Source organism: Mesorhizobium marinum (genome assembly GCF_040813675.1).
Taxonomy (GTDB): Bacteria; Pseudomonadota; Alphaproteobacteria; order Rhizobiales; family Rhizobiaceae; genus Mesorhizobium_K; species Mesorhizobium_K marinum.
This window is the reverse complement of sequence record NZ_JBFOCI010000001.1, coordinates 1,039,484-1,065,839: the sequence shown is the minus strand read 5'-3', so window position 1 is coordinate 1,065,839 and position 26,356 is coordinate 1,039,484. Positions and strand designations below refer to the sequence as shown.

Genomic DNA, 26,356 nt, shown 5'->3' with positions numbered 1-26,356 from the left:
TCAGGCTGTTTGCCCAGGCGCCGTTTCTGACGCCGTTCCGAAAGCCCGAGATCATCGTCGTGTCTTCGCCCGCCGGGACGGTCGGTCCCGGCCCCGGCGACGAGCGCATGTATGTCGTCGACCCCATCGGCAAGGGGTTCGCCTACGGCCTTGCGGAAAACCTGCGGGGCGATCCGCTCTACCTGATGCCGCCCTGGCCCGGCGATGTCTACCCGCCTGCCCTGCCCGACCGCGACGGGCACTTCGACTACCTTGCGCCGGAAGACCCTGAGTTCGAATCGGCCCATCTCTACGGCTCGGTCCGCTTCACGCTCGACGTCTGGGAAAAGTATTTCGGCCACCCGATCGACTGGCATTTCAGGCGCGACCTCGACCGGCTGGAACTGGTGATCCAGCGCAACCTCCGCGAAAACGCCTTCATGGGCTACGGCTTCCTCGAGGTCGGCATCCACGAGACCGCCGACGGCGGCGTGGAGCCCTTCAGCCTGAATTTCGACGTCATCGCGCACGAGGTGGGCCACTGCATCGTCTATTCGGTGATCGGCGTGCCGGACCCCGGCACGGCGGGCTCGGAATATTACGGCTTCCACGAATCCGCCGCCGACCTGACGGCGCTGATCGCCGCGCTGCACTTCGATTCCGTCGTCGACGAACTGCTGGAGACCAGCCACGGCAACCTCTACACGCGCAATCTCGCCAACCGGATCGCCGAGCTCTCCGGCAACAGCCAGATCAGGCTCGCCGCCAACCCGCTGTCGATGCTCGACTTCGCCGGCGGCTGGCGCGACGAGCACGCGCTGGCGCAGCCGCTGACCGGCGCCATGTTCGACATCTTCGTCGACCTCTTCCACGAGGAACTGGTGGCGCGCGGGCTGATCACACACAGCCAGGAGGACCTGTCCGACCGGCTGGAGGACAGCCTCGACTACTTCCTGGTGATCCAGCCGATCTTCGACGAGGCCTATGAAGCGGCGCCGGAGGAGTTTCGCGACGCGCTGGTCGCCTCGCGCGACGAACTCGGCATGCTGCTCGCCGAAACCTGGCGCAGGCTGCAACCCGACGACCTGAGCTACGCGGCAGTCGGCGCGACGCTGCGGATGGTCGACCAGATGATGACCGGCGGGCGCTGGCGCACGATCATCGACGTGAACCTGAGGCGGCGCTCGATCGGCTTTGTCGATGCGGGGCCGAGGTTAAGGCCACCGGGGCCGGGTGACCATTTCAACTTACCTCGAGTGTTTGTTCCGGCAAAGCGGGGCAGCTGTTGTAAAGGGCGGCATCCGCATCGCGCGGCGTATAGGCACTCAACTGCCTCATCAGATACGCTACCGTACGTTTTTCATTTTCGGTAGATCTACTATTTCGGCTTCGGCAATTCTCACAGGAGAAGCATAATATGAACACCGTGAAATACACCGTGAAAGACATATCAAATGATGTTGGTCTTCTAGAAGCGTACCTTGACAAACTCGGTATCGACAATTCTATTACAGTATTAAGCATAATATTCAATAGTAGCGATGAGAAATATATTGTTATCAGCTCTAGGCAAATTGTCACGCCTAAATAGGGCAAATGCAACCATTCGGAGGAGATGAAAATGGTAGAAAGCTTGTTAAGTATTTCTAACATCAATCTTTTCGGACACCCCGTAATCGATATTATGTTAACGAACTTTTCGGGTGCCACTTCAATAACAGTGGCCTCACGTCGAAAAATAAAAACTTTAGCCAAGCATATTACCGTAAATGGGGTGCCTGTTACGGCGGGCGATAAAGTTTTAGTTTGGAAGCAAAACGACCCCGAAGCCAATGAGATCTACTTGGTAAAAGGTGACACCGATGCCTGGGACAAACAAGATACAAATACAGATGATATATTTGACGTAGAGAAAGGGAGTAAATATAAAGGATATTTCAAAAAACGAGAAGATGGATTTGAATATATCGGCGATAAAAATCGTAGGCCTGGCGCTGGTAGAAGGATGGGAGCTAACAAATTACTTGAAGATCAATTTGAAAAAGGCAGGTTCGCAAGGATATATGGATTTAGTTTTGAAGGAACGTATTACGATCTTCCGAGGCCAATTGTATTTCTGGTTCACGGCGATGGAGATCTTGTCTCTGAGGATCTGGGATCGTTCGGCCCTGCCCGATCGCCTAGTCCGACGTCACTTACTGGCCTCGCGGCAGCCGACTTCGACTTTGCGGACGGTTTGCGGGTCTGGTCGTACGACAAGGCCGACTACACGATCCGCATGGACGTCGAGACTGGCATGTTCGAGGACGTGCTGCTGGCGGCCATGTTCGGCGGCGGGCCAGGTGGCATGGATTCCGCAGGCATGAACGCCCGAGGCATGAATGCCCGCGGCATGAACGCACGCGGCATGAACGCACGTGGCATGAACGCACGCGGCATGAATGCGCGTGGCGGCGGCAACAGCGACTGACGGGAGGCGCGTCCGATCCGGCGGGGACTACCCCTCGCCCCACACCATGTCGAGGATCGGCGTCGCGCCCGGATCGACGATGCGGAAGCCCAGCCGTTCGTAGAGCGCGATCGCGCGGTTGTTGCGCACGACCGACAGAGAGACTGTCTTCTCTTCACGCGACGCCTTGTCGAGCAGCGCGCCGATCAGGCGCGTGCCGATGCCGAGCCCGCAATAGTCGTCCAGCAGCTGCAGTTGCGCCAGGTTGTAGTCGGTGTCGCGCTCCGTGACCTGGATCCAGCCGATGTCACGCCCGTCGAGGATGATGACGCTGGTGTCCGCGGCCCTGAAGGAGCGGCGCAGCGCCGCGCGGCGTTCCTCCTCGTTCCAGCGCGCCAGCCTTTGCATCAGCGGGCGCATCGAGTCGATGTAGATCGCGGCGGCGAAAGCGAAGTCTTCGCGCCTGGCGGGTCTCAGGACATAGTCCGGACACTGCTTCATGCGCGGACTATACTTCAAATTTTCCTGAGAAAAATCCCTAATCCACTTCTTTAATCTACATCCCCTTCTTTTGCTGCGGACGGCCGCCGACCCATGCTATGTTGCATCGCCCATCCTTTCCTTTGCGGCTGCGAACAGGGCGAACGAGGAGAACAGCCATCGCACGGACCGAGGCACTCAATCGCAAGCTGTCGGCCATTCTTTTCGCCGACGTGCACGGCTACAGCCGCCTGATGGATCGCGACGAGGCGGGCACTGTCGTTCGTCTCACGCGCTCGCTCAGCCTCATCCGCAACCTCGTGGTCGACTACGGCGGATCGGTCGTCAACACGGCGGGCGACGGGCTTGTCGCGCTGTTCCCGAGCGCCGCGCTGGCGCTCGACTTCGCCGTCGAGATGCAGCGGGAAATGGCGCAGGAAGCCGTCTGGGCCGGCGGCCAGGAGCCGATCACCTACCGCATCGGCATCACCATCGGCGACACGATTTCCGGCGAAAGCGGCGTCTACGGCCACAGCATCAACATGGCGGCCCGCATCCAGAGCCTCGCGCCGCCCGGCGGCATCTGCATCGCCCACTCGGTCCACCAGTTCGTCCGCAACCAGCCGGAGTCGTCGTTCCGTTCGCTCGGCAAGCAGAAGCTGAAGAACATCGACGAGGAAACCGAAGTTTTTGTCGTCGACTTCAACCAGACCCAGCCGGAGCCGAGGCCACCGTCCCTGCCGGTGCCGGCGCCCCCGGCCCCGATCGAGGAAACGCCCGACTGTTCGCTGGCGGTGCTGCCGCTCGAGAACGTGTCGGGCGACCCGGCCGACCTTCACCTCTGCCACGGCGTCGTGGCGGACCTGATCTCGAATCTGTGCCGCTTCCGCAACCTGATGGTCATCGCCAGGCATTCGAGCATGGCGGTGACGGCGCATGCGAAATCGCTGCGGGAGATCGGCCACCAGCTCGGCGTGCGCTACCTGCTGTCGGGCAGCCTGCGTCGCGCCGGCGACCGGCTGAGGGTCGCGGTCGACCTCATCGAGGCGCAGACCGAAAACACCATCTGGTCGGAGCGCTACGACGGCGAGATGGGCGACATCTTCTCGTTCCTCGACGATGTGACCGCGACCACCGCGTCGCGGCTGGCGGTGCATATCGACATGGCCGAAAAGCGCCGGCTCACCGCGCAGAACCACCCCAACGTGCACGCCTACGGCCTGATCCTGCGCGGCCAGGAACTGAGCTTCCGCTTCCGCCCGGAAAGCAACTGGCACGCTCGGCGCCTGTACGAGCAGGCGCGCGACCTCGATCCCCACTATGCGCGCAGCTATGCCGCGATGTCGCGCACCTACAATGTGGAATGGCGCTACGCCTGGAGCAACAACCCGGAAGGCGCGCTGAACGAGGCGCTGAACCTCGCCAACATGGCCGTCGAGAACGACGACCTCGATGCGCGTGGCTATTCCGAGATGGGTCTGGCGCACCTCTACAAGAAGGAGCATGAGCCGGCCATCGCTGCCTATGAGCGCGCGCTGCAGCTCAATCCCAACGACGCCGACCTGCTGGCGGAGATGGGCGACTGCCTGGTCTATGTGCGCCAGGCGGACCGGTCCGTGAAGCTGCTCGAAAGGGCGATGCGGCTCAACCCCTACTTTCCCGACTCCTACCTCTGGTATCTCGGCGACGCCTATTTCCACCTGGGCGAATACACCAAGACCGTGGAGACGCTGCAGAAGATGCGCGACGGCTCCGAGGGCCATCGCCTGATGGCGGCCAGCTACGCCTTGCTCGGCAATACCGAGGAAGCCGGCCGGCATGCGCGGGCGCTGCTGGAGGTGCATCCGAACTTCACCATCGAAAAATGGCGCAAGGTGCCCCCGAACAAGTTTGCCGAGGACATGGAGGTGTTCGTCGAGGGGTTGCGGCTTGCCGGCCTGAGGTGACCGGCCGCCGCGGCATCCCCCTGCGGCAACGGCCGCAGCGGTTTGCCTCGCCGTCGATAGCCGCTAAGATCGCCGCATGACTTTTGCATTCTGCTGGTCACGAACTCAGAGAGGACTGAGGATGAAGTTTGGTAAACTCGCTAGGGCGGCCGCGGCCGCTGCCGCCGCACTAACGCTCGCCGCCGGCGTCTCGGCAGCGCAGGATATCCAGTTCTTCCGGATCGCCACGGGCGGCACGGCCGGCACCTATTTCCCGATCGGCGGGCTGATTGCCAACGCCATCTCCAACCCGCCGGGATCGCGCGCCTGCGAGGAAGGCGGAAGCTGCGGCGTGCCCGGCCTCGTCGCCACCGCGGTTGCGTCGAACGGCTCGGTCGCCAACGTCAACGGCATTGCCGGCGGCTCGATCGAATCCGGCTTCTCGCAGTCGGACGTGGCCTACTGGGCCCACACCGGCACCGGCATCTTCGCCGAGAAGGGCGCGGTCGAGAAGGTCCGCGCGATCGCCAACCTCTATCCCGAGAGCATCCATCTCGTCGCGCGCGCCGGTTCGGGCATCGCCTCCGTCGCCGACCTGAAGGGCAAGAAGGTCTCGCTCGACGAGCCCGGATCTGGCACGCTGGTGGACGCCCGCCTGATCCTCGAGGCATACGGGTTGAAGGAGGACGACGTCGAGGCCGAGTACCTGAAGCCGAACCAGGCCGCCGACCTCATGCGCGACGGCAACATGGACGCCTTCTTCTTCGTCGGCGGCTATCCCGCCGGCGCGATCACCGAGCTCGCCACCGGGCTGGACATCACGCTGGTGCCGATCGCCGGCGCCGAGGCCGACGGCCTGCTGGGCAAGTACCAGTTCTTCGCCAAGCACATCGTGCCGGCCGGCACCTACAAGGGCATCGACGCCGACACCCAGACAGTCAGCGTCGGCGCGCAGTGGATCACCAGCAGCGACCAGAAGGACGAGCTGATCTACGAGATCACCAAGGCGCTGTGGAACAAGAACACCCGCGCCCTGCTCGACAGCGGCCACGCCAAGGGCAAGTCGATCACGCTCGAGACGGCGCTCGACGGCGTCGGCATTCCGCTCCATCCGGGCGCCGAGCGCTTCTACAAGGAAGCGGGCGTCCTGAAATAGGCCGCGCAGCGGCGGCAGGGGACCGGGCGGCGCGCCGCCGTCCGGTCCTTTTTCTTTTCGGCGAGGTGGATCCATGAGCAGCGACGAAATCGAATTCGACGAAGCCGCGGCGCGCAGGCTCGAGGAAAAATTCGATCCCGAGGTCCGCTTCCGCCCGCTCGGGCCGGCCGCGACCTGGATCACCGCCGGCATGCTGTTCTCGCTGTCGATGTTCCACTACTACACGGCCGGCTTCGGCCTGCTGCGCGAGGTCACCCATCGCGGCGTGCACATGGCGTTCGTGCTGGCGCTGATCTTCCTGGTCTTCGCCGCGACGCCAAAGGGACAGAAGACGCTCTACGCGCCGTCGCTCCTGCGCCCGGCGGGCCTGCCCCTGATCGACTGGCTGCTGGCCGCGGCCGCGGTGGTCGCCACCCTCTACGTTCCCTACGTCTTCCAGGATCTCGCCTTCCGCGTCGGCAACCCGCTGCCGATCGACGTGATCATGGGTACGGTGATGATCGTCGTCCTGCTCGAGGCGACGCGCCGCTCGATGGGCTGGCCGCTGCCGGTCATCGCCATCCTGTTCATGCTCTACGCCGTCTACGGGCGCTCGGCGCCCGGCCTGCTCGTCCATCCCGGCGCCGACTGGCCGACCGTCGTGAACCATCTCTATCTTACCAGCCAGGGCATCTACGGCCTGCCGGTCGGGGTCGTCGCGACCTATGTCTTCCACTTCGTCCTGTTCGGCGTGCTCGCGACGCGCATGGGGCTCGGCAAGCTGTTCATCGACCTGGCCTCGGCGCTCGCCGGCCGCTATTCCGGCGGTCCGGCAAAGGTATCGGTGCTATCCTCCGCGCTGCTCGGCTCGATCTCCGGTTCGTCCATCGCAAACACAGTGACCACCGGCTCGCTGACCATCCCCGCCATGGTGCGCATCGGCTATCCCAGGCATTTCGCCGCCGCCGTCGAAGCGGCCGCCAGCACCGGCGGCCAGATCACCCCGCCGGTGATGGGCGCCGCCGCGTTCCTGATGGTCGAATTCCTCGGCATTCCCTACACCGACATCCTGCTTGCAGCCCTGGTGCCGGCCTGCATGCATTTCCTCGGTGTCCTGCTGCAGGTGCACTTCGAGGCCAAGCGACAGGGCCTGCGCGGCCTCAGCCCCGACGAACTGCCGAAAGTATGGCTGGTGCTCAGGCACGACTGGCCGACGCTCTTTCCGCTGTTCATCCTGGTCGGCGTGCTGCTGAACGGCAACACGCCCTACCTCGCCGCGTTCTGGGGCATCACCGCCTGCATCGTCATCGGCTTCCTCAATCCGCGCAACCGGCTGTCGCCGCGCGACATCTTCGACGCCTTCGTGATCGGCGCGAAGTATGCGCTGTCGGTCGGCGCCGCGGCGGCCACGGTCGGCATCGTCATCGGCGTTGTGACGCTGACCGGCGTCAGCTTCAAGGTGTCCTACATCGTCACCTCCAACGCCACGGCCTGGGCTGCAGCCATACAGCCGCTGATCCCGTTCGACCTGATGTCGCTGGCGACGCTCACCCTGCTGTTCACGCTGATCCTGACCGGCGTCGTCTGCATCCTGATGGGCTGCGGCATCCCGACGACGGCGAACTACCTGATCATGGTCACCGTGACCGCGCCGATCCTCGTCATGCTCGGCGTGGAGCCGCTGGTCGCGCATTTCTTCGTCTTCTACTACGGCGTACTCGCAGACATCACGCCACCGGTGGCGCTCGCCGCCTATGCGGCGTCCGGCATCGCCAACGCCAATCCGTTCAAGGCCGGAAACACCGCGTTCCGGCTCGGCGTCGGCAAGATTCTCGTGCCGTTCGTGTTCGTCTTCTCGCCGTCCATGCTGATCGTCGTGAAGGATTTCTCCTGGCAGAGCTTCTTCCTGGCAACCGGCGGCGCGGTGCTTGGCATCACCGCGCTGTCTGCGGCATTCTCGGCCTATTTCGTCGGACCGCTGAACGCGGCCATGCGCGTCGTCCTGGTGATTGCCGCGATGCTCCTGGTGGCGCCGGAACTCTACTCGACGCTGATCGGCGCGGCGCTGATCGCCGCGGTCCTGTTCTGGCAATGGACCGCATTGCGGACGGCGGAGGCGAGGACCTGACCCTCCTCGCGCGCAGGCCACGGTGCTCCAAACCTCCGCGATCACGGAATAGCGTGCAGACGCGGTGCATGCTGGATTGATCGGCAGCGGGACCACCCACCCGCCTTGGCCGGCGCCCTAACCCAGCCCCACGCCCCAGAGCGCCGGCCCACCCTTCCCCGGACACAGCGCTTGCCGGAGCATGTTATTCCGCGATAGCGGAATAGCGACTCGTCTCCCGGTCATGGTCATCTGTGCCGCGGCGGACCTCACGGACCGTCCGGCCGGCGTCCCTCAGGCAACTTACCCATTGGGCGCCGGCCTCCGTTCAGCCCTTAGCCACGCGATTGCTCCTGCTTGCGCAGGCGCTGACATGGATTTTCACATTCGTGGCTCCATGCAAAAATGAATGTCTCGCGCTAGGCTGCGCAGGATAGCAATCTAGGTCCTGCTATCCCGCCTCGCCTTCAGCCCCCGACTTCACGGAGCCGACCATGTCCAGACCGACCTCCCGCCTGTCCCTGACCCGCCGCGCGCTGCTGCAGAGCAGCGCCGTGATCGCGGCCACATCCGTGCTGCCTTCCGTCGGCTTCGCGCAATCGGGGGGACGGCTGGTGGTCGCCGCCGATTCCGAACCGAAGAGCCTCAACCCGGCGATCGTCGCCTCGAACGGCGTCTTCTTCATCTCCAGCAAGGTGGTCGAGCCGCTGGCGGAAGCTTCCTTCGACGGAAAGGACGGCCTTGCGCCGCGCCTGGCGACGAGCTGGGAGGGATCGGGGGACGGACTTTCCGTGACGTTCAAGCTGCGCGAGGGCGTGACCTGGCACGACGGCAAGCCGTTCACCTCGGCCGATGTCGCGTTCTCCGCGCTCAACGTCTGGAAGCCGCTGCAAAACCTCGGACGCCTCGTCTTCGCCAACCTCGAAGCCGTCGACACGCCGGACGACGCGACCGCGATCTTCCGGTTCAGCAAGCCGACGCCGTTCCAGCTTATCCGCAACGCGCTGCCGGCGGTGACCGCCGTGGTGGCCAAGCACGTCTACGAGAACAGCCCTGACATCGCAGCCGATCCCGCGAACACGGCGCTGACCGGCACCGGCCCCTTCAAGTTCGCCGAGCACAAGCCAGGCGAGTACTACAGACTGACGAAGAACGAAGCCTATTGGGGTGAAGGCCAGCCGGTGCTCGACGAGATCATCTATCGCGTGCTGCCGGACCGGGCCGCGGCGGCCGGCGCGCTGGAAGCCGACGAAATCCAGCTGGCCGCGTTCAGCCAGGTGCCGCTCGCCGACCTCGACCGCATCTCCAAGGTGGATGGCATCAAGGTCTATTCGACCGGCTACGAGGGGCTGACCTACCAGCTCACCGTCGAGATCAACCATCGCCGCAAGGAACTCGCCGACCTCAAGGTGCGCCAGGCGATCGCCCACGCCATCGACAAGGACTTCGTGGTCAAGACGATCTTCCTCGGCTACGCCAGGCCATCGACCGGCATCGTTCCGCACAACGCGCCCGAGTTCTACAATGCGGACGTGCCCACCTACGCGTTCGACGTCGCCAAGGCCAACGCGCTGCTCGACGAGGCGGGATATCCGCGGGGAGCCGACGGCAACCGCTTCGTGCTCAAGCTTCTTCCGGCGCCCTATTTCTCCGAGACGAAGCAGTTCGGCGACTATCTGCGCCAGGCGCTTGCCGCAGTCGGCATCGACGCCCAGGTGGTCAACAACGACCCCGCCGCGCACATCAAGGCGGTCTATGCCGACCACGACTTCGACCTGGCGATCGCACCGACCGTCTTCCGCGGCGATCCAGCTATCTCCACCACCATTCTCGTCGCGAGCGGCACGCCGGCCGGGGTCCCCTTCTCCAACCAGGGCGGCTACGCGAACCCGACGCTCGACGCGCTGATCGCGAAGGCCAACGAGACGGTGGACGTCGCCGCGCGCACGGCGCTGTTCAACGAATTCCAGCAGCGCGTCGCCGAAGACCTGCCGCTCATCAACGTCGCGGAATGGGGTTTCATCACGGTCGCTCGCGACAGCGTGCTGAACGTCTCGAACAATCCGCGGTGGGCCGTCTCCAACTGGGCGGATACCGCGCTGGAATCATGATAGACAACCGGAGATTGCTCCAGGGTACCATCGGGTTTGAGACGCGCATTCCTTCTCGTCAGACGCAGGGCGATCAGCAGCATTCCCGTCCTGCTGATCGTCATCGTCGGCGCATTCCTGCTGCTTGAGGCGGCTCCGGGCGATGCCGTGGACGCCTACCTCCTTTCGATCGGCGGCGGCGACCCCGCGCTCGTCCAGTCGCTGCGCGAAAGCTACGGGCTCGACCAGTCGGTCGCAGCAAGGCTCTGGCTCTATGTCACGGCCCTCCTGCACCTGGATCTGGGCTGGTCGGTCATATTCGGCCGGCCGGTGCTCGACATCATCCTGGAACGGTTGCCCAACACGCTCTGGTTGATGGGCAGCGCCACCGCCCTCGCCTTCGGGCTTGGGTCCCTGCTCGGTATCGTCGCCGGCGCGCGGCCGGGAAGTAGCGCCGACCGCACGCTGTCCATCGGTTCGCTGGCGCTCTACGCGGTGCCTAACTTCTGGCTCGGCCTGGTGCTGAGCGTCGTCTTCGCGGTGCAGCTGCGCTGGTTTCCGACCTCCGGCATCGAGACGATCGCCTCGGGCAAGCAGGGACTTGCCCGGGCCTTCGACATCGCCTGGCATCTCGTGCTGCCGGTCGCCTCCCTGGCCTTCGTCTATCTTGCGCTCTTCCTGCGCATGATGCGCGCCGGCATGGCCGAGGCGTGGCGGCAGGACTATGTCCTTGCGGCCCGCGCCAAGGGGCTGGCGCGCCGCCGCATCGTCCTGCGCCATGTCGCGCGCAACGCGCTTCTGCCGCTCGTCACCATGCTCGGCCTGCAGGCGGCGACAATGCTCGGTGGCAGCGTGGTCATCGAGAACGTATTCGCCATACCGGGATTCGGACGCCTGGCGCAGGAAGCGGTCGCAGGCCGCGACGCGCCGCTGCTGACGGGCATCATCGTCGTCAGCGCGGTGCTCGTCGTCCTGGTCAACCTGCTCGTCGATATCGCCTATGCGCTGCTAGACCCACGCGTCGGCGCGTCGGATGCGGCGGCATGAGCGTCCTGCAACGCCTCCTGCGCTCTCCGGAAGGCGCGATCGGGCTGGCCATCCTCTGCCTGCTCGCGGCCACCGCGATGTCAGCGGGCGCCTTCTTCCCGCGCGACCCGCTGTCGATCGTGGGGCCGGCCCTGGTGCCGCCCTTTTCGGACATGGCGTTTCCACTCGGTACCGACCGGCTTGGCCGCGACGTGCTGGCGGAACTCGTGCATGGATCGCGCGCCTCGCTCATGGTCGGCATCGCGGCGGCGGCGGTCGCGCTGGTCGTCGGCGCTCTTGTCGGGACGCTCGCCGGTTTCGCCGGCGGACTGATCGACGAAGCGCTGATGCGCATCGTGGACGCCTTCCAGGTCGTTCCGGCCTTCCTGCTCGCGCTTGCCTTCGTCAGCGTCGCCGGCGCCTCACTGCCGGTCGTGGTGCTCGCCATCGCGCTCGGCGCGTGGACGGCGCCCGCACGTCTCGCCCGCGCAGAAGTGCTTTCCATTCGCGAACGCGACTATGTCGCCGCGGCGCGGGTCATCGGCATGCGGCCGCTGGAGATCGCGCTGCGCGAAGTCCTGCCCAACGCGCTCGCGCCGGTGCTGGCGCTGAGCTCCGTGATCGTCGCGAGCTCGGTGCTGATCGAGGCCGCGCTGTCCTTCCTGGGGCTCAGCGACCCCAACATCGTCACCTGGGGCTCGATGATCGCCGAAGGGCGCAACGTGCTGCGGTCCGCTCCCTTCCTGTCGATCGTCCCCGGCATCGCCCTGATGCTGACCGTGCTCGGTGTCTATCTGTTCTCCGAAGGTCTCGGACAGGCGCTTGCCGGGCGGAAGGCCAGGACATGACCCCGCTGCTTGCGCGCATATCCGGCTTGTCCGTCTCCTATCGGGCCGATCGGGACGCGGCTCCGGCGCTGGACGGCATCGACCTCGACATCGTCGCCGGCGAGCGGCTGGCGATCATCGGCGAGAGCGGATCGGGAAAGAGCACGCTGGCGTTGGCCGTCGCGGGCCTTCTGCCGCGCAGCGCCGTCGTCGACGGCCGCATCGACTGGCCGGCCTATGGCAAGGCACCGCTGCCCGGCCGCGACTACGGCTTCGTGTTCCAGGACGCCGGCGCAAGCCTCAACCCGGTCCTGACGGTCGGCGAGCAGATCGCCGAGGTCGCCGAGCGGCATCTGGGCGTCGGCTGGTTCGAGGCGTTCGGCCGCGCGCGAGAGCTTCTGGAGCGCGTGCGCATTCCCGACCCGGACGCCGCGCTCGGCGCCTATCCGCACCAGTTGTCGGGGGGCCAGCGCCAGCGCGTGTGCATCGCGGCGGCCATCTGCGCGCGGCCGAAGCTGCTGATCGCCGACGAGCCCACCAGCGCGCTCGACATGGTGGTGCAGGCCGAGATCGTTTCGCTGCTGGACGAACTGGTCCGTGAGGACGGCATGACGCTCTTGTTCATCACACACGACATTGCGCTGGCCTCCGGGTTCGCGGATCGCATTGCCGTCTTCCACAAGGCGCGGCTCGTCGAGGCGGGGAGCACGTTCGACACGCTCGCGCATCCGGCGCAGCCCTACACCGCGTCGCTGATCGCCAACCACATCGATCTCGACACGCCGCCCCTCGTCTCCGCGGGTCCGGCATGAACGCGCCGCTCCTCTCTGCCGCCGGCATCTCCAAGACCTATTCGGGCGCAAGCCGGCGCGTGGCCGCCCTCGACAACGCCTCGATCGCGGTGATGCGCGGCGAGACCCTCGGCCTCGTCGGCCCTTCCGGCAGCGGCAAGTCGACGCTGGCGCGCGTCTTGCTTCGCCTGATCGAGCCGGATGCCGGCACGATCGATTTCGACGGCGCCGACCTGCTGGCGCAGCGTGGCGAGAGGCTGCGCCGGACCCGGCGGCGCATCCAGATGGTCTTCCAGGACCCGCTTGCCGCCTTCAACCCGCGCGCGACGGTGGCCAGCGCGCTCGACGATCCGCTGCGCATCCACGGCATGGGCGGCCGCGAAGGCAGGCAGGCGATCGCCGCCGGCCTGCTCGAACGCGTCGGCCTCGACCCGGCCCTGGCCTCCAGGACGATCCACGAAATCTCGGGCGGGCAGCGGCAGCGGGTGGCGATCGCACGCGCCATCGCGACAGGCCCCGACCTGATCGTGCTGGACGAGGCCGTGTCGGCGCTCGACGTCTCGGTTCGCGCCAAGATCCTCGAACTGCTCGTCGACCTGCAGCGCGAGCGGGAAATCGCCTACGTCTTCGTGTCCCACGACCTCGCCGTCGTGCGCGCCATCGCGCATCGGGTCGCGGTGATGGACGCCGGGCGCGTCGTGGAACAGGGTTCGGCTAGCGACGTCGTCGCCAATCCGAGTTCGCCGACGGCGCGCGCCCTGGTCGACGCCGTCCCGCGCCTTGCAGCCCGGCCCGGCAATAGCTGAACGATGCGGCGCTGATGACGGTCAGCGCACCTGGTCGAGCAGGCGCTTGCATTCCAGGAGGTCGAACAGCGCCTCCTGCAGCAGCGCCCTGTTGTCGCGCGAGAGCTTGCCGTCGCCGGGCTGGACGGGACCGTCGTCGTCCGGCTTGCCGAGGCCGAAGAAGCGGCGCGGCTTTGCCTTGGCCTCGCCGACCAGCATCTCGTCGTCGCGCGGCTGCGCGGCCGATGTCAGCGGCGCCTCCGCCTCGGCCTGCTTGCGCTGCGCGATCGCCTCGACGGCGGCACGGTCGCCGCTGCCGATCGCGATGAGGAACTGGTTGCCGTTCTCGCGCAGCAGCTTCTGCACGCCCTTGATCGTGTAGCCCTGGTCGTAGAGCATGTGGCGGATGCCCTTGATCAGGTCGACGTCCTGCGGCCGGTAGTAGCGGCGACCGCCGCCGCGCTTCATCGGCTTGATCTGGTTGAAGCGCGTTTCCCAGAAGCGCAGCACATGCTGCGGCAGGTCGAGGTCTTCGGCTACCTCGCTGATCGTGCGGAAGGCGTCTGGGCTCTTGTCCATGGCGCGGCCCTTTCGTGAAAGTCCGAATCGCTACGTATTCCAGCGATTTGCGCGCCAATATTCAAGCCGCGGCCTATGTGGCGCCGAGGCTTATGCACCAGATCGCGTCACGCGACGCGGTTCCGGGCTCACTTTTCGGATTTCGACTTGCTGTTCTGGTGGGTGCGCAGGATGCGGCTTTTCAGGACGTTCGACGCCTTGAAGGTCATCACCCGCCGCGGCAGGATCGGCACTTCTTCGCCGGTCTTGGGATTGCGGCCGATGCGCTCGTTCTTGGAGCGCACATGGAACGTGGCGAAGGAGGAGAGCTTCACCGTCTCGCCGCGCACGATCGCCTCACAGATCTCATCGAGAACGGACTCGACGAGCGCTGCGGATTCGGTGCGAGACAGGCCCACCTTACGATAGACAGCTTCGGCTAGGTCGGCGCGAGTAAGTGTCTTTCCTCCCATGCGACCCTACAACCATCCCCTCAGACAACAAAAATAACGATACAAACGCCGGAACGTTATGGAATTGGGCACACTAGGTCAAGGACTGAACCCAGCGCTTCAAGCTACGCGCGCAAAGTGTTGCCGTTCGGCCCGCTCTGCCCGGAATGCGCCTGGCAACTCGCTACCAGCGCAGGATCACCGCGCCCCAGGTGAAGCCGCCGCCCATGGCCTCGAGCAGGACCAGGTCGCCCTTCTTGATGCGGCCGTCGGCGACGGCCACGGACAAGGCGAGCGGCACCGAGGCAGCCGAGGTGTTGCCGTGCAGATGCACCGTGGTGACGACCTTCTCCTCGGCGATGCCGAGCTTCTTCGCCGACGCGTCGATGATGCGCTTGTTGGCCTGGTGCGGCACGAACCAGTCGATGTCGTCCGACGTGACGCCGGCGCCGGCATAGGCCGCTTCGATGACGTCGGTGATCATGCCGACGGCATGCTTGAACACCTCGCGCCCTTCCATCCTGAGATGGCCGACCTTCCCGCTCGTACCGGGTCCGCCGTCGACATACAGCTTGTCCTTGTGCGCGCCGTCGGAGCGCAGGCTGGACGCAAGGATGCCGCGGTCGGCGATCGTCCCCTCGCCTTCCGACGCCTCGAGCACGAGCGCGCCGGCGCCGTCACCGAAGAGCACGCAGGTGCTGCGGTCCGTCCAGTCGAGGATGCGCGAGAACGTCTCGGCGCCGATCACCAGGACACGCTTCGCCAGTCCGCCGCGGATGTAGAGGTCGGCCGTCGTGATCGCATAGACGAAGCCGGAACACACCGCCTGCATGTCGAAGGCGAAGCCGTGCCGCATGCCGAGCCGGTTCTGGATGTCGACCGCGGTCGCCGGAAAGGTGTTGTTCGGCGTCGAGGTCGCGACCAGGATGAGGTCGATGTCGTCGACGGTCAGTCCGGCATTGCCGAGCGCCGCCCGCGCAGCCGCCTCGCCGAGCGACGCCGTGGTCTCGTCATCGCCGGCGATGTGGCGTTGGCGGATGCCCGTGCGCTGGACGATCCATTCGTCGGAGGTATCGACGATGCCCTCGAAGTCGGCATTCGTCATGATGCGGCGGGGCAAGGCGGAACCGATCCCGCGCACGACTGATCTTATCATGAAAGCAACTATTCCTTGTCGTCTTCCGCTGCGGCGCGCGCCGCCATCGTCTTCGGGTGCCGGGCGTGGAACAGATCGAGGTCGGCCTCGATCCTGTCGAGCAGTCCGTTTCTGACCATGTCGTAGCCCAGCTCGACGGCGGCGGCAAAGCCCTCGTCGTCGGTCCCCCCGTGGCTCTTCACCACGATGCCGTTGAGGCCGAGGAACACGCCGCCGTTCGACTTGCGCACGTCCATCTTCTCGCGCAGCCGATCGAAGGCGCGCTTGGCGAACATGTAGCCGATCTTCGCCATGGTCGTGCGGCCCATGGCTTCCCTCAGAAGCGAGCCGATGAAGCGCGCGGTGCCTTCCGCCGTCTTGAGCGCGATATTGCCGGCAAAGCCCTCGGTCACGAACACGTCGACCGTGCCCTTGCCGAAATCGTCGCCCTCGACGAAGCCGTGGTAGCTCATCGACATGAGCTCGGCCTCGCGAAGCAACTGACCCGCCTCCTTGACCTCTTCCTGGCCCTTGATCTCCTCGACGCCGACGTTGAGCAGGCCGACCGTCGGGCGGTTTATCCCGAACAGCGCGCGCGACATCGCCGCGCCCAGGATTGCAAAGTCGATGAGCTGGTGCGCGTCCGCGCCGATCGTGGCGCCGACGTCGAGCACGATGCTCTCGCCCCGCATCGTCGGCCAGATCGACGCGATCGCCGGGCGGTCGATCGTCACCATGGTGCGCAGGCAGAACTTGGACATCGCCATCAGCGCGCCGGTGTTGCCGGCGGAGATGCAGCAGTCGGCCTGGCCGGCCTTGACGGCCTCGACGGCCTTCCACATGGACGACTTCCAGCGACCGTGCCGCAGCGCCTGGCTCGGCTTGTCGTCCATCCGGACGGCGATGTCGCAATGAACGAACTCGCTGATCGCGGCGAGCTTCGGGTGCTTCTCCAGGATCGGACGGACTTCCTCCGACTTTCCGTAGAGGAGGAAACGCACGTCGGTCCGACGCTCGGCGACCTTCGCCAGTCCCGGGATCACAACGGAAGGACCGTGGTCGCCCCCCATCACGTCGATTGAGATTCTGATCAAGAAGTCACGATCCGTTCGAGTTTCGGCCAGGAATGGCGTCAGTCCGGGGCGCTTGTCGCCCCATTCAGGCGGGTAGCGAAAGCAGGCGCAAAATAGCGGTTTTGGCCCGCCGCACAACCGGCATTTCGTCGGCGAAGCCTGCCCTTCACGTTTTCCGCGTCAACTGCCGCAGCTTCTCCTGCAGCGGCCCGTCGGGTTCAGGCGGGGCATCGTCGGCGTCCGTCGACGTCAGCTGCACGCCGGTTTTCCTCGGATAAGGATCGATCCCGAGCGCGAAGAACTCCTCGGCCAGGGCACCGACGTCGATCGTGTCCCCGGTGAAGGTTTCGGGGCTGTCCGGGCCTTCCGCATCGACATGGATTTCGCCGCCGCCTTCAAACCCAAGTCGGCCGAGCTTCGAATCGGCCGGCAGGAACAGGCCTTCGACGTCCTCGTCGATCGTCGCCTTCAGCGGCTCGAGCGTCACGACGCAGGATTGCGTGATGTCGGCGACGATGCGGCCCGAAACCCTGACGCCGTTGCGCTTCCATGGCGCGACCAGCAGTTCGGCGCGGAACCGCTCGACCGAAACCAGATCGTGCGCGGCCGCAAGCGCGATGCGCTGGCCTTCATTCGCATCGATGACGACCGGCATGCCCTTCTGCGGCAGGCGCGTGACGAAAGCCTTGAAGGAGACGGGGCTGACCTCTTCGTCTTCGAGCATCGTCGTGCCTCACGCTGCCTGCGGCGCGGGGAAGCTGATCGACCCGCCGCTGATCGTTTCCGCGCTTTGCGCAGCCAGCGCCGCATTGGCGCCAGCCACGTAATCGGCCAGTTGGGCGGCTTGCGGCCAGGCGCCGGAATCAGGCCGGATGTTGCGCGCCAGCGCCGCGCCCAGCGCCTGCCGGTCGTCGCGCTCGAGCGCGTCCGAATAGGCGGCAGTACGCCCGTAGTACATTCGTGCCAGCTTCTTCATGCGCTTCGGCACGCCCATGTCGCCTACCCCCAGTTCGCGCAGCGAATGGTCGACGTCCTTGAAGAACTCGTCGATCAGGATCTGCGCGATGTCGCGCGGAGCCCCCTGCTCCAGCCGCATGCGGTGCTGGAACAGGAACATGTGAAGCGAAACCATCTCGAAGCGGCCAAGCGGAGTGTCCGGCACCTGCCAGTCGGCATAGAAGACTTCCTGCCGCGCGGCTGCCACGATTGACGCGTAAAGCGCCTCTGTGATGGCAACGTCCGCGTTGCGGTCGCGACGGAACAGGCGTTGGAACATGAAACTGGTCTCCTGGCGGGTCTGCCCGGTATGTTGCATCGCCGCCGAAGCTGGTTTACCGGTTTCGCCGCGCCGCGCAAGTTCGGGGCAAGGGGCGCCGGACGCACAGGTTCGAGCGTGAATTCGAGGGAGTTGTTGTTGCAGGCGCCTAAATTCAAGTCCAGTTCGCTCTCCATGAGCGCCGGCCTTTCGCTGATCGCCGTGGCGACGGTGATTTCCGGCTGCAACACCTCCAAGACCTTCGCCGGCCTCAAGCCCGGCGAGACGCTGACGCAGGGATATGTGATCGACCAGCAGTCGATCGACCTGGTCCCGGTCGGATCCAGCCGCGAGCAGGTGCTGCTCACGCTCGGCAGTCCGTCGACGACCGCCACCTTCGACAACGAGGTGTTCTACTACATCTCGCAGACGCGCAGGCGCCCGGTCGCGTTCATGAACCCCAAGATCGTCGACCAGCGCATCCTCGCGGTCTATTTCAACGACGAGGGCCGCGTCGACAACATCGCCAACTACGGGCTGAAGGACGGCAGGATTTTCGACTTCATCTCGCGCACCACGCCGACCGGCGGCAAGGACCTCAACTTCCTCGGCCAGATGATGTCGGGCATCGGCAACGTCGGCGCCAATACAGCGAAGAACATTCTCGGCGGCGGCCAGCAGTAGCAGCCCCGCCGGAAGGCAACAAAAAAGCCCGCGGGATCGCTCCCGCGGGCTTTTTGTTGCGTTGGCCGCTGTCAGCCGTGCGCGAGCACGGCCAGCAGCAGAAGCGCCACGATGTTGGTGATCTTGATCGCCGGATTGACGGCCGGGCCGGCGGTGTCCTTGTAGGGATCGCCGACGGTGTCGCCGGTCACCGACGCCTTGTGGGCCTCGGACCCCTTCAGGTGCTTGACGCCGTCCTTGTCGACAAAGCCGTCCTCGAAGGACTTCTTGGCGTTGTCCCATGCGCCGCCGCCCGAGGTCATCGAGATCGCCACGAACAGGCCGTTGACGATCACGCCGAGGAGCGACGCGCCGAGCGCGGCGAAGGCCGAGGCCTTGGAACCGGAGATCAGCAGCACGCCGAAATAGACGACGAGCGGCGCCAGCACCGGCAGCAGCGACGGGATGATCATCTCCTTGATCGCGGCCTTGGTCAGCAGGTCGACGGCGCGCGCATAGTTCGGCTTGGACGTCCCGGCCATGATGCCGGGATCCTCGCGGAACTGCCTGCGCACCTCCTCGACGATCGATCCGGCAGCGCGGCCGACCGCGGTCATGGCGATGCCGCCGAAGAGATACGGGATCAGGCCGCCGAAGATCAGGCCCGCAACGACATAAGGGTTCGACAGCGAGAACGACACGTCGCCAAGGTCGGCGAAGTACGGATACTGCGTCGCATTGGCCCGGAAGTACTCGAGGTCGTAGCTGTAGGCCGCAAACAGCACCAGCGCGCCGAGACCGGCCGAGCCGATCGCATAGCCCTTGGTGACGGCCTTTGTGGTGTTGCCGACCGCGTCGAGCGCGTCGGTGGAGTGACGTACTTCCGGCGGCAGTCCCGACATCTCGGCGATGCCGCCGGCGTTGTCGGTGACCGGCCCGAAGGCGTCGAGCGCCACGATCATGCCGGCAAGGCCGAGCATCGTCGTGACGGCGATCGCCGTGCCGAACAGGCCGGCCAGCTGGAACGTCGCGATGATGCCGCCGACGATGACGATGGCGGGCAGCGCGGTCGATTCGAGCGAGACGGCGAGGCCCTGGATCACGTTGGTGCCGTGACCGGTGACCGACGCCTGCGCGATCGAGTTGACCGGGCGCTTGTTGGTGCCCGTGTAGTACTCGGTGATGACGACGATCAGCGCGGTCACGACGAGGCCGATCAGGCCGCAGGTGAACAGGTTGGTGCCGTTGATGACGGTGTTGTTCGCCAGCGTCAGGTCGCCCCAGCCGATCGTCAGCTGGTTGGCGATGGCGAGGCCGCCGATCGTCAGGACGCCGGTGACGATGAGGCCCTTGTAGAGGGCGCCCATGATCGAGCCGTTGGAGCCGAGCTTGACGAAGAAAGTGCCGATGATCGAGGTGATGATGCACGCGCCGCAGATCGCCAGCGGGTAGAGCATGACGGAGCCGAGCACCGCGGTGCCGCCGAAGAAGATCGCCGCGAGCACCATGGTGGCGACGACGGTCACCGCGTAGGTCTCGAACAGGTCGGCGGCCATGCCGGCGCAGTCGCCGACATTGTCGCCCACGTTGTCGGCGATGGTCGCCGGGTTGCGCGGATCGTCCTCGGGAATGCCGGCTTCGACCTTGCCGACGAGATCGCCGCCGACGTCGGCGCCCTTGGTGAAGATGCCGCCGCCGAGACGCGCGAAGATCGAGATCAGCGATGCGCCGAAGCCGAGCGCCACCAGGGCGTCGATGACGGCGCGGTCAGCGGGCGCGTAGCCCATAGGTCCGATCAGGACCCAGTAGTAGACGGCGACGCCGAGCAGCGCCAGGCCGGCCACCAGCATGCCGGTGATCGCGCCCGACTTGAAGGCGATGTCGAGCCCGGCCGCGAGGCTGTTCGAAGCGGCCTGCGCGGTGCGCACATTGGCGCGGACCGACACGTGCATGCCAATGAAGCCCGCCACGCCCGACAGCACCGCGCCGATCAGGAAGCCGAGGGCGGCGGTGAAGGAGAGAAGCCACCAGGCAAGCAGCAGCACGACGATGCCGACGATGGCGATCGTGGTGTACTGGCGGGCGAGATAGGCCTGGGCCCCCTCGCGGATGGCGGCTGAGATTTCCTGCATGCGCTGATTGCCCTGGTCGGCCGCAAGGACCGACTGCGTCGCCCAGATGGCGTACAGGACTGAAAGCAGGCCGCAGGCGATGACGACGTAAAGCATGGTCATGCCAAATTCCCCGATTGATGGTCCGATGTGTTCCCCTCCCGGACCGATGGAAGGAGACCGGCACCGCTGGACGGATTCCGGCCTCTCGGATGCGGCTTATGCGAAAGACCCCGGCGAACGTCAAGATAATGTTCGGTTTTTGCCCGGTTTTCCGCGGATCGGCCGGCCTTTCCACCGGCCCTGCAAAGCCGCGGCGGAATAAGATCGATTGAAAAGTTCACCCGGCCGATCGCGTTGTGGTTGCAGCGCGGCGGTGGCTTGCGGTCGGCCGATTCTTGTGGCCATCATCGCGACTCCACCGACTGGCCAGGCCGCGCGTCGGCGCGCATTTTCCGGCCGGCCACAACACCACTACCCCCCTTTCCGGCCACGACAGGCCGGGCGATTCGGCAACCGTCGACGCGCGGCAATGAAGGAATTCGAACATGGGCACGCTCACACGCTTCTCGGTAAAGCCGCTTTCGACAATGACGCAGCGCCTGGCCGGCGTCGCCTCGGGGCGCGCCGAACCCGACCTGGTCATTCGCGACGCCCGCGTCCTGTCCACCTATTCGGAGCGTGTCCTGCCCGGCCGCGAGGTCTGGGTGTCCGGCGGCCGCATCGCGGCGGTGAAGCCGGCCGGCAGCTATCGCGGCAGCTCGGCAAAGACCTATGACGCCAAAGGCGGCATCATCGCGCCGGGCCTCGTCGATCCGCACATCCACATCGAATCCAGCATGGTCACTGCCTGCGCCTATGCCGAGGCGGCCCTCCTCAACGGCACGACCACGATCTTCTGCGACAGTCACGAGATCGGCAACGTCATGGATGTCGCCGGCATCGAGGCGATGCTGGAGGATGCGCGGCGCGCGCCGCTGTCGATCTTCCTGACGGTGCCGAGCACCGTGCCCGCGACGTCGCCGCAACTGGAAACGGCCGGCGGCGACTTGACCGCCGAGAAGATCGGCGCGCTTTTCGACAAATGGCCGGAAGCCCTGGCGCTCGGCGAGAAGATGGACTTCGTGCAGGTGGCGATGGGCGACGAGCGCAGCCACGCGATCCTCGCCGCGGCGCTGCAGCGGGGACGGCCCGTATCCGGCCACGTCTACGGACGCGAGTTCGTCTCCGCCTACGCGGCGTCCGGCGTCACCGACACGCATGAGGCGATCGACCGCGACATCGCCGACGACCTGCTCGAGGCCGGCATCTGGCTGTTCCTGCGCGGCGGCCCCCCGACGACCCCCTGGCACAGCCTGCCGCAGGCAATCAGGACAGTCACCGAACTCGGCGCCTCGCACAAGCGCATCGCCGTCTGCACCGACGACCGCGACGCGGACGATCTCCTCACCTTCGGGCTCGACTGGGTCGTTCGCGAAGCGGTCGCGGCGGGCATGAGCCCGCAAGAGGCATGGGCGATGGGCTCACTGCACGGGGCGACGCGCTTCGGCGTCGAGGGCGAGATCGGCGGCATGGGCGGCGGCCGCCGCGCCGACCTCGTGCTGCTCGACGATAGCCTGAAGCCCTTGAGCACATGGTATGGCGGCGAGCTTGTCGTGGACGACAGGAAGATCACGCCCCAGCTCGACGCCGCGCTGTCCGACCGGTACCGGTACCCGGACGCCGCCTACCGCACGGTCAAGCTGCCAAGGCAAGTCAAGCTCACACCCGACCTGCCGACCGAAAAGGTGGTCGCGAACACGATCCGCACCGAACTGCCCGGCATCACGCTCGGCCACGAGAAGATCACGCTCGAGCCCGCCAACGACTGGCAGACCCATTTCGACCGCCACGGGCTCTGCTTCGTCACCGTCGTCGAGCGGCACGGCAAGTCGGCGGGCAACGTCGCACACGGCCTGCTCAGCAACTTCACACTGAAGCGCGGCGCGGTGGCCTCGTCCGTCGGGCACGACAGCCACAACATCATCATCGCCGGCGTCAACGAGGCCGACATGCAGGTGGCGCTGGAGGCCATCGAGAAGACGCAGGGCGGCGTCTGCGTGGTGGTCGACGGCGCCGTCACGGCGATGGTCGAACTGCCGATCGCCGGCCTGCTCTCGGACAAGCGCGTGACGGCAGTGGCAGACGAGGTCAAGGCGCTGAAGAAGGAGTGGGAGGCGGCGGGCTGCTCCATCCCATACATGGGCTTCAACCTCATCCCGCTCTCCGTCATCCCGGAGATCCGCATCACCGACAAGGGGTTGGTGCTGGTGCCGCAGATGGAGATCGTCGCTCCATTCGAACCGGCCTGAGCGCCGGTCGGCGAACCCTTGCGGCCGCGCGCCATCGGGCGCATGCTCCCGTCGGAGGCAGTGCCCTGCTCCGCGGTCGCGAAGGACCGCGCTGCGGGCGATCGGCCTCGGGAACAACGCACGCCCTTGCGTCGTTCTATTGCAGGGCGCGGGACCGGAAAGGATTTCGCCATGCACAGGGTTCGGATTGCTCTTGCCGCCACCCTCGCCGTTGCGGCACTCGCATCGACGGGCATAGCGCCGGCCGACGCCGCGCCGCCCATGGTTCCGCAGGCGGCGGCCGTGGCCGGCCAGAGCGGCGTCGTGCAGGTTCGCGACGGCGTGCGCTGGCGCCGCGGCTGGTACAACGGGTACCGGGGCTACCCCCGCTATCGGCCGGGCTACAGCTACTATGACGGCTGGTGGTACCCGGGCGGCGCCTTCGTCGCCGGCGCCCTGATCGGCGGCGCGATCGCCTACAGCGGCGCCTACTACGGCCCCGGCTACTACCCGCGCTACGATGAGCCGCGCTACTACGAGCCTCGATATTATGAGCCGGAACGGATCTACTATCCGCCGGGCTCAAACTACCGGGCGGGATATCGTGACGGCTATCGCGACGGCTACTATGCGCGCCGCTACGGCAACCCGATCAGCTGCACGGCAAGGCTGCAGGACGCCGGCAAGTGCTGAGCTGGGCGAGGCGCGGCCCGACGGCCGATCGGGCACCTCTTGGGTTTTGACCCGAGGCGCATTACCTGAGCGACATGACCGGATACACGCAACAGGTTCGACGCCGTTTGCCTACAGCAGCCGCGCTGACGCTCGCGCTGCTTGCGGCAGGATCCGCTTTGGCAAACGACACCAAGCTGATCGTGCCACAGCTCCGTCCCGGCGACTACCAGACGCTGCAAAGCCAGAGGCAGCGGGAGAACTTCCAGCAGCGCCAGCAGCTCAATCGCGAGCTCGACAGCCTGGCGATCCAGCGCCAGCCCCGCATCGAGGTGCCGGTGTTGAAGCCCAGGTGCCGCCCGCAGCAGTACGGCACAGGCTGCTGACGCCTGCGCCGTGGGTGGAACGCGCCCTGGCGCGTTCCGTCAATTGCCGGCGCGGTTTCGCCTGACGTCGGGCGGCGTGGCCTCGTCGACAAGCGCTGCGATCGCCGCGTCCAACGTCATCGACTGCTGGTCGCGCGAACCCAGGCGGCGCAGGTTGACGGTTCCCTCCTCCGCCTCGCGCTTGCCGCAGACGAGGATCACGGGCACCTTGGCAAGGCTGTGCTCGCGAACCTTGTAGTTGATCTTCTCGTTGCGCAGGTCCGTCTCGACGCCCAGCCCGGCAGCCTTCAGCTTCGAGGCGACCTCGCGCGCGTAGTCGTCGGCATCCGAGGTGATCGTCGTCACCACGGCCTGCACCGGCGCGAACCATAGCGGCATCTGGCCGGCATGGCTCTCGATCAGGATGCCGAGGAAGCGCTCGAGCGAGCCGGCGATCGCGCGATGCACCATGACCGGCTGCTTCTTCTCAGAATCCGAGCCGATGTAGAAGGCGCCGAACCGCTCGGGCAGGTTGAAGTCGACCTGCGTCGTGCCGCACTGCCATTCGCGGCCGATGGCGTCCTTCAGAGTGTACTCGAACTTCGGGCCGTAGAAGGTGCCCTCGCCCTCGTTGATCCCGGTCTTGATGCGGCTGTCCTCGCGCGCCATGCGGTCGAGCGCGCGCCGCAGGATGTCCTCGGCGTGATCCCAGGCAGCATCGGTGCCGACGCGCTTCTCGGGGCGGGTGGCCAGCTTGACCACGACCTCGTCGAAGCCGAAATCGGCATAGACCGACATCATCAGGTCGTTGATCTTGAGGATCTCCGCCTCGAGCTGGTCCTCGGTGCAGAACACGTGCGCGTCGTCCTGCGTGAAGCCGCGCACGCGCATCAGTCCGTGCAGCGCGCCCGACGCCTCGTAGCGGTGCACGTTGCCGAACTCGGCGAGCCGGATCGGCAGGTCGCGGTAGGACTTCAGCCCGTGCTTGAAGATCTGCACGTGCCCCGGACAGTTCATCGGCTTCAGCGCGAAGATGCGCTGGTCGGCCTCGGGATCGTCGGGATGCGTGAAGGCATGCGCGGACTTAACCGCGAACATGTTCTCCTGATACCAGCCCCAGTGGCCCGACGTCTCCCACAGCGACTTGTCCAGGATCTGCGGCGCGTTGACCTCCTGGTAGTCGTCGCCGAGGCGGCGGCGCATGTAGGAGATCAGGTTCTGGAACATCTTCCAGCCCTTGGCGTGCCAGAACACGACGCCCGGCCCCTCTTCCTGGAAATGGAACAGGTCCATCTCGCGGCCGAGCCTGCGGTGGTCGCGCTTCTCGGCCTCCTCGAGCATGTGCAGGTAGTTGTCGAGCTGTTCCTGAGTGGCCCAGGCGGTGCCGTAGATGCGCGTCAGCATCGCGTTGTTGCTATCGCCGCGCCAGTAGGCGCCGGCCACCTTCATCAGCTTGAACGCCGAACCGATCTGGCCCGTCGAAGCCATGTGCGGCCCCCGGCAGAGGTCGAACCAGTCGCCCTGGAAATAGATCTTGAGGTCCTGGTCCTCGGGGATCGCGTCGATCAGCTCGACCTTGTAGGCCTCGCCCTTCTCGCGGAACACCTTCCTGGCGCGGTCGCGATCCCACACTTCCCTGGTAAACGGCCTGCTGCGCCCGATGATCTCCCGCATCTTCTTCTCGATGACGGGAAAGTCGTCGGGCGTGAACGGCTCGTTGCGGGCGAAGTCGTAGTAGAAACCGTTCTCGATCACGGGGCCGATCGTCACCTGCGTGCCCGGCCAGAGTTCCTGCACCGCTTCGGCCAGCACATGGGCCGTGTCGTGGCGGATGAGTTCCAGCGCGCGCGGGTCGTCGCGGGTCACGATCTCGATGCTGCCGGACCGCCCGAGTTCGTCGGACAGGTCGCGCAGGACGCCGTCCATCGTGTAGGCAACGGCCTTCTTCGCCAGCGATCTGGAGATCGATTCCGCCAGCGCGGCGCCAGTCAAGGCGGCGTCGTAGTCGCGCGCGGAACCATCGGGGAATTTCAGGGATACCTGTGCCAAGCGTCTGCTCCTATCCAGTCCCGCAAACGAGCGCGGGTGGTGATTTGGATCTGGCCGCCGGGCAATCTGTCGCCAACGCAACGGCCGGCCGCTTCATAA

At 65.8% G+C, this 26,356-nt stretch carries 23 protein-coding genes; 14 read left to right on the top strand and 9 right to left on the bottom strand.

The window, feature by feature from the left end:
* The first annotated feature begins 59 nt into the window (after positions 1-59).
* Both ABUE31_RS05100 and ABUE31_RS05095 read left to right on the top strand, forming a co-directional pair.
* A complete protein-coding gene (locus ABUE31_RS05100) occupies positions 60-1,352 on the top strand; it encodes a gluzincin family metallopeptidase (RefSeq protein WP_367722403.1) in 1,293 nt (430 codons plus the stop codon).
* A 248-nt stretch (positions 1,353-1,600) separates the two neighbouring features.
* Complete coding sequence (locus tag ABUE31_RS05095; protein WP_367722402.1) at positions 1,601-2,449, top strand: hypothetical protein; 849 nt, start codon at positions 1,601-1,603, stop codon at positions 2,447-2,449.
* Between the two features lie 27 nt (positions 2,450-2,476).
* Here ABUE31_RS05095 and ABUE31_RS05090 read toward each other — a convergent pair whose 3' ends face one another.
* A complete protein-coding gene (locus ABUE31_RS05090; protein WP_367722401.1) occupies positions 2,477-2,929 on the bottom strand; it encodes a GNAT family N-acetyltransferase in 453 nt (150 codons plus the stop codon).
* Between the two features lie 98 nt (positions 2,930-3,027).
* Here ABUE31_RS05090 and ABUE31_RS05085 point away from each other — a divergent pair, with 98 nt between their 5' ends.
* The 8 genes from ABUE31_RS05085 (at position 3,028) to ABUE31_RS05050 (ending at position 13,615) form a co-directional block, all read left to right on the top strand.
* A complete protein-coding gene (locus ABUE31_RS05085) occupies positions 3,028-4,854 on the top strand; it encodes an adenylate/guanylate cyclase domain-containing protein (RefSeq protein WP_367722400.1) in 1,827 nt (608 codons plus the stop codon).
* 121 nt (positions 4,855-4,975) lie between these two features.
* Complete coding sequence (locus tag ABUE31_RS05080) at positions 4,976-5,989, top strand: TAXI family TRAP transporter solute-binding subunit (RefSeq protein WP_367722399.1); 1,014 nt, start codon at positions 4,976-4,978, stop codon at positions 5,987-5,989.
* A gap of 73 nt (positions 5,990-6,062) precedes the next feature.
* A complete protein-coding gene (locus tag ABUE31_RS05075; protein ID WP_367722398.1) occupies positions 6,063-8,096 on the top strand; it encodes a TRAP transporter permease in 2,034 nt (677 codons plus the stop codon).
* A gap of 473 nt (positions 8,097-8,569) precedes the next feature.
* The gene (locus tag ABUE31_RS05070) at positions 8,570-10,186 is read left to right on the top strand and encodes an ABC transporter substrate-binding protein (RefSeq protein WP_367722397.1); all 1,617 of its coding nucleotides are present in this window, start codon (positions 8,570-8,572) and stop codon (positions 10,184-10,186) included.
* 36 nt (positions 10,187-10,222) lie between these two features.
* Positions 10,223-11,212, top strand: a complete 990-nt coding sequence (locus ABUE31_RS05065) for an ABC transporter permease (RefSeq protein ID WP_367722396.1) — start codon at positions 10,223-10,225, stop codon at positions 11,210-11,212.
* Complete coding sequence (locus ABUE31_RS05060; protein WP_367722395.1) at positions 11,209-12,039, top strand: ABC transporter permease; 831 nt, start codon at positions 11,209-11,211, stop codon at positions 12,037-12,039. Before ABUE31_RS05065 ends, ABUE31_RS05060 begins: the two co-directional genes overlap by 4 nt.
* Positions 12,036-12,830, top strand: coding sequence for an ABC transporter ATP-binding protein (locus ABUE31_RS05055; RefSeq protein WP_367722394.1), 795 nt, complete (start codon positions 12,036-12,038; stop codon positions 12,828-12,830). The genes ABUE31_RS05060 and ABUE31_RS05055 overlap by 4 nt, the downstream gene beginning before the upstream one ends.
* Entirely contained in the window at positions 12,827-13,615 is a 789-nt protein-coding gene (locus tag ABUE31_RS05050; protein WP_367722393.1) for an ATP-binding cassette domain-containing protein, read from the top strand. Before ABUE31_RS05055 ends, ABUE31_RS05050 begins: the two co-directional genes overlap by 4 nt.
* A gap of 21 nt (positions 13,616-13,636) precedes the next feature.
* Here the strand turns inward: ABUE31_RS05050 and ABUE31_RS05045 are convergent, their stop codons facing one another.
* The 6 genes from ABUE31_RS05045 to ABUE31_RS05020 form a co-directional block, all read right to left on the bottom strand.
* A complete protein-coding gene (locus ABUE31_RS05045; RefSeq protein WP_367722392.1) occupies positions 13,637-14,173 on the bottom strand; it encodes a MerR family transcriptional regulator in 537 nt (178 codons plus the stop codon).
* Between the two features lie 128 nt (positions 14,174-14,301).
* On the bottom strand, positions 14,302-14,625 hold the full coding sequence (locus tag ABUE31_RS05040; RefSeq protein WP_367722391.1) for an integration host factor subunit alpha: 324 nt from the start codon (positions 14,623-14,625) through the stop codon (positions 14,302-14,304).
* 163 nt (positions 14,626-14,788) lie between these two features.
* Positions 14,789-15,760, bottom strand: coding sequence for a beta-ketoacyl-ACP synthase III (locus tag ABUE31_RS05035; protein ID WP_367722390.1), 972 nt, complete (start codon positions 15,758-15,760; stop codon positions 14,789-14,791).
* A gap of 8 nt (positions 15,761-15,768) precedes the next feature.
* Positions 15,769-16,833 carry a phosphate acyltransferase PlsX gene (gene plsX, locus ABUE31_RS05030; RefSeq protein ID WP_367722389.1) on the bottom strand — a complete coding sequence of 355 codons (1,065 nt, stop codon included), beginning with the start codon at positions 16,831-16,833 and terminating at the stop codon, positions 15,769-15,771.
* Between the two features lie 145 nt (positions 16,834-16,978).
* A complete protein-coding gene (locus ABUE31_RS05025) occupies positions 16,979-17,536 on the bottom strand; it encodes a YceD family protein (RefSeq protein ID WP_367722388.1) in 558 nt (185 codons plus the stop codon).
* Between the two features lie 9 nt (positions 17,537-17,545).
* The gene (locus tag ABUE31_RS05020) at positions 17,546-18,088 is read right to left on the bottom strand and encodes a ubiquinol-cytochrome C chaperone family protein (protein ID WP_367722387.1); all 543 of its coding nucleotides are present in this window, start codon (positions 18,086-18,088) and stop codon (positions 17,546-17,548) included.
* 138 nt (positions 18,089-18,226) lie between these two features.
* Here ABUE31_RS05020 and ABUE31_RS05015 point away from each other — a divergent pair, with 138 nt between their 5' ends.
* Positions 18,227-18,751 (top strand): outer membrane protein assembly factor BamE, encoded by a 525-nt coding sequence (locus tag ABUE31_RS05015; protein WP_367722386.1) that lies wholly within the window; start codon positions 18,227-18,229, stop codon positions 18,749-18,751.
* 71 nt (positions 18,752-18,822) lie between these two features.
* Here the strand turns inward: ABUE31_RS05015 and ABUE31_RS05010 are convergent, their stop codons facing one another.
* Positions 18,823-20,964 (bottom strand): sodium-translocating pyrophosphatase, encoded by a 2,142-nt coding sequence (locus ABUE31_RS05010; protein ID WP_367722385.1) that lies wholly within the window; start codon positions 20,962-20,964, stop codon positions 18,823-18,825.
* Between the two features lie 425 nt (positions 20,965-21,389).
* Here ABUE31_RS05010 and ABUE31_RS05005 point away from each other — a divergent pair, with 425 nt between their 5' ends.
* From ABUE31_RS05005 to ABUE31_RS04995, 3 genes are all read left to right on the top strand, one after another.
* Entirely contained in the window at positions 21,390-23,192 is a 1,803-nt protein-coding gene (locus ABUE31_RS05005) for an adenine deaminase (RefSeq protein ID WP_367722383.1), read from the top strand.
* A gap of 171 nt (positions 23,193-23,363) precedes the next feature.
* A complete protein-coding gene (locus ABUE31_RS05000; protein ID WP_367722382.1) occupies positions 23,364-23,864 on the top strand; it encodes a BA14K family protein in 501 nt (166 codons plus the stop codon).
* 74 nt (positions 23,865-23,938) lie between these two features.
* Positions 23,939-24,229: a hypothetical protein gene (locus tag ABUE31_RS04995; RefSeq protein WP_367722381.1), complete on the top strand. Its 291-nt coding sequence runs from the start codon at positions 23,939-23,941 to the stop codon at positions 24,227-24,229.
* Between the two features lie 39 nt (positions 24,230-24,268).
* Here the strand turns inward: ABUE31_RS04995 and thrS are convergent, their stop codons facing one another.
* Positions 24,269-26,257, bottom strand: a complete 1,989-nt coding sequence (gene thrS / locus ABUE31_RS04990) for a threonine--tRNA ligase (RefSeq protein WP_367722380.1) — start codon at positions 26,255-26,257, stop codon at positions 24,269-24,271.
* Between the last annotated feature and the right edge of the window lie 99 nt (positions 26,258-26,356).

What these genes read in the sequence shown, in the direction of transcription:
- ABUE31_RS05095 (WP_367722402.1), top strand. Translation starts at nt 1,601, where the DNA reads ATGGTAGAAAGCTTGTTAAGTATTTCTAACATCAATCTTTTCGGACAC.
- ABUE31_RS05090 (WP_367722401.1), bottom strand. Translation starts at nt 2,929, where the DNA reads ATGAAGCAGTGTCCGGACTATGTCCTGAGACCCGCCAGGCGCGAAGAC.
- ABUE31_RS05085 (WP_367722400.1), top strand. Translation starts at nt 3,028, where the DNA reads ATGTTGCATCGCCCATCCTTTCCTTTGCGGCTGCGAACAGGGCGAACG.
- ABUE31_RS05080 (WP_367722399.1), top strand. Translation starts at nt 4,976, where the DNA reads ATGAAGTTTGGTAAACTCGCTAGGGCGGCCGCGGCCGCTGCCGCCGCA.
- ABUE31_RS05075 (WP_367722398.1), top strand. Translation starts at nt 6,063, where the DNA reads ATGAGCAGCGACGAAATCGAATTCGACGAAGCCGCGGCGCGCAGGCTC.
- ABUE31_RS05070 (WP_367722397.1), top strand. Translation starts at nt 8,570, where the DNA reads ATGTCCAGACCGACCTCCCGCCTGTCCCTGACCCGCCGCGCGCTGCTG.
- ABUE31_RS05060 (WP_367722395.1), top strand. Translation starts at nt 11,209, where the DNA reads ATGAGCGTCCTGCAACGCCTCCTGCGCTCTCCGGAAGGCGCGATCGGG.
- ABUE31_RS05055 (WP_367722394.1), top strand. Translation starts at nt 12,036, where the DNA reads ATGACCCCGCTGCTTGCGCGCATATCCGGCTTGTCCGTCTCCTATCGG.
- ABUE31_RS05050 (WP_367722393.1), top strand. Translation starts at nt 12,827, where the DNA reads ATGAACGCGCCGCTCCTCTCTGCCGCCGGCATCTCCAAGACCTATTCG.
- ABUE31_RS05045 (WP_367722392.1), bottom strand. Translation starts at nt 14,173, where the DNA reads ATGGACAAGAGCCCAGACGCCTTCCGCACGATCAGCGAGGTAGCCGAA.
- ABUE31_RS05040 (WP_367722391.1), bottom strand. Translation starts at nt 14,625, where the DNA reads ATGGGAGGAAAGACACTTACTCGCGCCGACCTAGCCGAAGCTGTCTAT.
- ABUE31_RS05035 (WP_367722390.1), bottom strand. Translation starts at nt 15,760, where the DNA reads ATGATAAGATCAGTCGTGCGCGGGATCGGTTCCGCCTTGCCCCGCCGC.
- ABUE31_RS05025 (WP_367722388.1), bottom strand. Translation starts at nt 17,536, where the DNA reads ATGCTCGAAGACGAAGAGGTCAGCCCCGTCTCCTTCAAGGCTTTCGTC.
- ABUE31_RS05020 (WP_367722387.1), bottom strand. Translation starts at nt 18,088, where the DNA reads ATGTTCCAACGCCTGTTCCGTCGCGACCGCAACGCGGACGTTGCCATC.
- ABUE31_RS05010 (WP_367722385.1), bottom strand. Translation starts at nt 20,964, where the DNA reads ATGACCATGCTTTACGTCGTCATCGCCTGCGGCCTGCTTTCAGTCCTG.
- ABUE31_RS05005 (WP_367722383.1), top strand. Translation starts at nt 21,390, where the DNA reads ATGGGCACGCTCACACGCTTCTCGGTAAAGCCGCTTTCGACAATGACG.
- ABUE31_RS05000 (WP_367722382.1), top strand. Translation starts at nt 23,364, where the DNA reads ATGCACAGGGTTCGGATTGCTCTTGCCGCCACCCTCGCCGTTGCGGCA.
- ABUE31_RS04995 (WP_367722381.1), top strand. Translation starts at nt 23,939, where the DNA reads ATGACCGGATACACGCAACAGGTTCGACGCCGTTTGCCTACAGCAGCC.